The 6,000-nt window shown below is 64.4% G+C and carries 3 protein-coding genes; all 3 read left to right on the forward strand.

All coding sequences use genetic code 11. The features are described 5' to 3' along the window. Positions 1 to 188 precede the first annotated feature (188 nt). Positions 189 to 1,901, forward strand: a complete 1,713-nt coding sequence (locus tag Q2M23_RS01635; RefSeq protein WP_316393855.1) for an NADH-ubiquinone oxidoreductase-F iron-sulfur binding region domain-containing protein — start codon at positions 189 to 191, stop codon at positions 1,899 to 1,901. A gap of 36 nt (positions 1,902 to 1,937) precedes the next feature. Next, positions 1,938 to 4,724, forward strand: a complete 2,787-nt coding sequence (fdhF, locus tag Q2M23_RS01640) for a formate dehydrogenase subunit alpha (protein WP_375162588.1) — start codon at positions 1,938 to 1,940, stop codon at positions 4,722 to 4,724. A gap of 232 nt (positions 4,725 to 4,956) precedes the next feature. Continuing rightward, positions 4,957 to 5,928, forward strand: coding sequence for a 2,3,4,5-tetrahydropyridine-2,6-dicarboxylate N-succinyltransferase (gene dapD / locus Q2M23_RS01645; RefSeq protein ID WP_316393856.1), 972 nt, complete (start codon positions 4,957 to 4,959; stop codon positions 5,926 to 5,928). The last annotated feature ends 72 nt before the right edge of the window (positions 5,929 to 6,000 follow it).

A 6,000-nucleotide genomic window follows, 5' to 3' on the forward strand; every position in this document is an offset into this window, starting at 1 on the left:
ACCGCGCAGCGCGACGGGTGCGCGATAGCAAAATCAGATCGCCCGATAGGCAAACATAAACAATGGCCTACGCGGCAACCCGACGCTGCTAGAGACGTTCTAAAACTGCTTGCCTCTGGCATACCAGAGAATAGAGTTCGTCGAAGCAGTGCAATTCGCGCAAAGCGTGGTTCCCAAGGCGAGGCTTCATGAGTCGAGACGACGTTCACAAGGTTCGTGCGTTCGAGCATCCCGGACAGGGCAGGAAGCGAGCGAAGGCCACGCCCAAGGGACGCCAGGTCGACCCCGTGGCCGCCCATGAGATCGAGACGCTGCTCGGCGATCGTCCGAGGCGGCGCGACCTCCTGATCGAGTATCTGCATCTGATCCAGGACAAATACCATCAGATCTCGGCGGCGCATCTTGCCGCGCTCGCCGACGAGATGAAGCTGTCGTTCGCCGAAGTGTTCGAGACCGCCACCTTCTACGCGCATTTCGACATCGTGAAGGAAGGCGAGGCTGACATCGCGCCGCTCACCGTACGTGTCTGCGATTCGCTGACCTGCGCGATGCTCGGCGGCGAACAGCTGTTGAAGGATCTGCAGAACCGCGCCGGCCCCGGCATCCGCGTCGTGCGCGCACCGTGCGTCGGCCGCTGCGACACCGCGCCCGCTGCCGAGGTCGGCCACAACTTCGTCGATCATGCGACCGTCACCAATGTGCTGGCGGCGGCGAAGAGCGGCGACACCCATGTGCACCTTCCGCCATATGTCGACTACGACGCCTATGTGGCGGGCGGCGGATACCGGCTGCTGGCGCGCCTGCGCTCGGGCGAGCTGCCGCGCGAAGACCTGCTGAAGGCGCTCGACGATGCGTCGCTGCGCGGCCTCGGCGGCGCCGGTTTTCCGACCGGCCGCAAGTGGCGCGCGGTGCTCGGCGAACCCGGTCCGCGCTCGATGGCGGTGAACGGCGACGAGGGCGAGCCCGGCACGTTCAAGGACCGCTATTATCTCGAGACCGATCCGCATCGTTTCCTCGAGGGCATGCTGATCGGCGCCCACGTGGTGGAGGCGCCGGAAGTCTACATCTATATCCGCGACGAGTACCCGGCCTGCCGCGACATCCTCGCGCGCGAGATCGCGAAGCTCCCACCGGGTGGTCCGACGCTGCATCTGCGGCGCGGCGCCGGCGCCTATATCTGCGGCGAGGAATCCTCGCTGCTGGAATCGATCGAGGGCAAGCGCGGCCTGCCGCGGCACAAGCCACCATATCCGTTCCAGGTCGGGCTGTTCGGCCTGCCGACGCTGATCAACAACATCGAGACGTTGTGGTGGGTGCGCGACATCGTCGAGAAGGGCGCCGATTGGTGGAAGAGCCACGGCCGCAACGAACGCCACGGCCTGCGCAGCTTCTCGGTGTCGGGACGCGTCAAGGATCCTGGCGTCAAGCTCGCTCCCGCCGGCATCACCCTGCGCGAGTTGATCGACGAGTTCTGCGGCGGCATGGCCGATGGCCATACCTTGCAGGCCTATCTGCCGGGCGGTGCATCCGGCGGCATCCTGCCGGCGTCGATGGACGACATCCCGCTCGATTTCGGCACGCTGGAGAAATATGGCTGCTTCATCGGCTCCGCCGCCGTGGTCGTGCTTTCGCAGGCCGATGACGTCAGGGACGCCGCGCTGAACCTGATGAAGTTCTTCGAGGACGAGAGCTGCGGGCAGTGCACGCCGTGCCGCGCCGGAACCGAGAAGGCGGCACTGTTGATGCAGCAGCCGGTCTGGAACAAGGAACTGCTCGACCAATTGAGCCAGGCGATGCGCGATGCGTCGATCTGTGGCCTCGGTCAGGCGGCCTCCAATCCGCTGACCTCAGTGATCAAATATTTTCCGGACGGCTTTCGTCCGCAGCAAGCCGCCGAGTAGGCGAGGCCGAGCAGACGAATTTCGACGAGGATTTGAATGAGCAACAATCAGAACTCAGGCCTGACGATTCAGTTCGAGCTCGACGGCCAGCAGGTCGAGGCGCGCGCCGGCGAGACGATCTGGCAGGTCGCCAAACGCCAGGGCACCGAGATCCCGCATCTGTGCTATTCGCCCGCGCCGGACTACAGGCCGGACGGCAACTGCCGCGCCTGCATGGTCGAAATCGAAGGCGAGCGCGTGCTGGCGGCGTCCTGCAAGCGGACGCCGACGGTCGGCATGAAGGTGAAGTCGGCCAGCCAGCGCGCCGTCGCGGCGCAGAAGATGGTGATGGAGCTGCTGGTGGCGGACCAGCCGGCGCGCGACACCTCGCACGATCCGGACTCGAAATTCTGGCACTGGGCCGAGAAGACCGGCGTGACCGAAAGCCGCTTTCCCGCCACTGAACGCTGGCATGCCGACACCAGTCATCCGGCGATGAGCGTCAATCTCGACGCCTGCATCCAGTGCGGCCTCTGCGTGCGGGCGTGCCGCGAGGTGCAGGTCAACGACGTGATCGGCATGGCCTACCGCAACCACGATGCCAAGATCGTGTTCGACTTCGACGATCCGATGGGCGAATCGACCTGCGTCGCCTGCGGCGAGTGCGTGCAGGCCTGTCCGACCGGCGCGCTGATGCCGGCGGTCATGCTCGACGACAAGCAGACCCGCGTCACCTATCCGGACAAGAAAGTGGATTCGCTGTGCCCGTATTGCGGCGTCGGATGCCAGGTCACCTATCAGGTCAAGGACGAGAAGGTGATCTACGCGGAAGGCCGTGATGGTCCCGCCAATCGTAACCGGCTCTGCGTCAAGGGCCGCTTCGGCTTCGACTACATCCATCACCCCAATCGCCTGACCAAGCCGCTGGTGCGGCTGCCCGGCGTCAAGAAGGATGCCAACGACCAGGTCGATCCGGCCAATCCTTACACCCATTTCCGCGAGGCATCCTGGGATGAGGCGCTCGATCTGGCCGCCGCGGGCCTGCGCAAGATCCGCGACGAGAAGGGCGCCAAGGCGCTGGCCGGCTTCGGCTCGGCCAAGGGCTCGAACGAGGAAGCCTATCTGTTCCAGAAGCTGGTGCGCACCGGCTTCGGCTCCAACAATGTCGATCACTGCACGCGGCTGTGTCACGCCTCGTCGGTGGCGGCGCTGTTCGAGGGATTGAGCTCAGGCGCGGTGTCGGCGCCGTTCGCGGCCGCGGCCGACGCCGAGGTGATCTGGGTGATCGGCGCCAATCCGACCGTGAACCATCCGGTCGCCGCCACCTACATCAAGAACGCCGCCAAGCGCGGCGCCAAGCTCTATGTGATGGACCCGCGCCGGCAGACGCTGTCGCGCCACGCCACGCAGCACCTGCAATTCAAACCGGGCAGCGACGTCGCGATGCTGAACGCGATGATCCACACGATCATCACGGAAGGCCTGACCGACGAGCAGTACATCGCCGGCTATACCGAGGGCTATGACGAGCTGAAGGCGAAGATCCATGAGTTCACGCCGGAGCGCATGTCCCAGATTTGCGGCATTCCGGCGGAGACGCTGCGCGAGGTCGCGCGCGCCTATGCCCGCGCCAAATCGTCGATCATCTTCTGGGGCATGGGCATCAGCCAGCACGTCCACGGCACCGACAATGCGCGCTGCCTGATCGCGCTCGCGCTGATCACCGGCCAGGTCGGCCGCCCCGGCACCGGGCTGCATCCGCTGCGCGGGCAGAACAACGTGCAGGGCGCCTCCGACGCCGGCCTGATCCCGATGTTCCTTCCGGACTACCAGCCGGTCGGCCGCGACGACATGCGCGGCGCCTTCGAGAAACTCTGGGGGCAGGAGCTCGATCCGGTGCGCGGCCTGACCGTGGTCGAGATCATGAATGCGATCCACGCCGGCGAAATCCACGGCATGTATGTCGAGGGCGAGAATCCCGCGATGTCCGATCCCGACCTGCAGCACGCGCGCGAGGCGCTGGCCAAGCTCGATCATCTCGTCGTGCAGGATCTGTTCGTCACAGAGACCGCGTTCCACGCCGACGTCATCCTGCCGGCCTCGGCGTTCGCCGAAAAGTCCGGCTCCTTCACCAATACCGACCGCCGCGTGCAGCTGGCGCGCGAGGTGATCAAGCCGCCGGGCGATGCAAGGCAGGATCTCTGGATCATCCAGGAGATCGGTAAGCGGATGGGACTGCCCTGGAACTATGCGGGGCCGGGCGAGGTCTTCACCGAGATGGCCGAGTTGATGCCGTCACTGAAGAACATCAGCTGGGACCGCCTGGTGCGCGAGGGCGCGGTGACCTATCCGGTCGACGATCCCGACAAGCCCGGCAACGAGATCATCTTCACCACCGGCTTCCCGACCGAAAGCGGCCGCGGCAGGATCGTGCCGGCCAAGGTGATCCCGCCGGACGAACTGCCCGACGACGAGTACCCGATGGTGCTGTCGACCGGCCGCGTGCTCGAACATTGGCACACCGGCTCGATGACGCGCCGTGCCCAGGTGCTGGACCAGATCGAGCCCGAAGCGGTCGCGTTCATGACCCCGAAGGACATGCACAAGAAGGGACTCGCGCCCGGCGACTTCATCCGTCTCGAGACGCGCCGCGGCGCGGTCGAGGTCAAGGTGCGTGCCGACCGCGACGTGCCCGAGAACATGGTCTTCATGCCGTTCTGCTACGCGGAAGCGGCGGCCAACCTGTTGACCAACCCGGCGCTCGACCCGTTCGGCAAGATTCCGGAGTTCAAGTTCTGCGCGGTCCGCGCCGAGAAGATCGATATCCGGACCGCGGCGGAATAGCGGTCCGGGGACGAAGCGCGGAAAGCCGCCCGCCGGCTACTCGCTCGCCCGACACAGCACCGCAAGCACCGTCGATCGACGTCCGCTCAGAGCGTAAGAGCCGGACGTCGCTGCGGCGTGGACCCATGTTGCCCTTTGCCCCAAAGCGGACCTGTTTGAGAGCCCGGAAGTTGCCATTTCCACGAGAACTCGCGTATGCATGACGTGCAGGATCGCAGTGTGAGAAATTCAGATGACGATGGAGCTGAGGGGCGCGAGAGGCGAGGGATTTGCGACGATTGCCGCTGATGGGCGCGTGCTGGATTCCTGGTTTCTTCAGCTGCGCCTGGTCGCGGAGGCCGACAAGACGGCAACGGTCCCTCTCACGAAGGACGAGGTCAGCAGATCGTTGGGCGAGTCGGCGGACGGATATGCGCGACACGACGACATTCGCAATGTCGACATCGTTCCAATCCGTACAGAAATTGGCTCCCTTGCATCTGCGCCGACGGACGTGCACGACGCGTATCTTCGACTCCATCTGCTGAGCCACCGGCTCGTCCAGCCGAATTGTCTGAACCTCGAGGGTGTTTTCGGTCTCTTACCTAACGTTGCCTGGACGACCCTCGGTCCCTGTGAGTGCTCCCGTGTACCGGACGCGCGAATGGAGGCACGAAAGCGTGCCCTCGCATTCGAGGTGACAGGCGTGGATAAGTTTCCGCGCATGACCGATTATGTGACGCCAGCGGACGTGAGAATTGCTGATGCGGATCGCGTAAGGCTCGGCGCCCACTTGGCCCCGGGCACAACCGTCATGCATGAAGGCTTTTGCAATTTTAACGCGGGTACGCTCGGTCCCTGCATGGTCGAAGGCCGGATCAGCGCCGGCGTGGTTGTGGGAAGCGGCAGCGACGTTGGTGGCGGAGCGTCGATCATGGGCACTCTGTCCGGAGGAGGGAAAGAGAGGATTACAGTCGGTGAGCGCTGCCTGATCGGAGCCAACGCCGGTATCGGCATTTCATTGGGTGACGATTGTATCGTCGAAGCGGGCTGTTATGTCACGGCAGGCGCGCGCATCCTTTTGGAAGATGGCCGAGTCCTGAAAGCCAAAGAACTCTCGGGCCAGAAGGGCCTGCTTTTTCGTCGGAATTCCCAGAGCGGCGCTCTTGAGGCAACCAAGCGTACGCCAAATTGGGACGGCCTCAACGCGCAACTTCACAGCTAGTGTCCCGAATCCGAAGTTCGCATCATTTGCCGCACCTTCGGAGCGAACTTCGGATTCGATAAGGACACTAGC

The sequence above is a fragment of the Bradyrhizobium sp. 33ap4 genome, from assembly GCF_032654765.1.
Lineage (GTDB): Bacteria > Pseudomonadota > Alphaproteobacteria > Rhizobiales > Xanthobacteraceae > Bradyrhizobium > Bradyrhizobium australafricanum.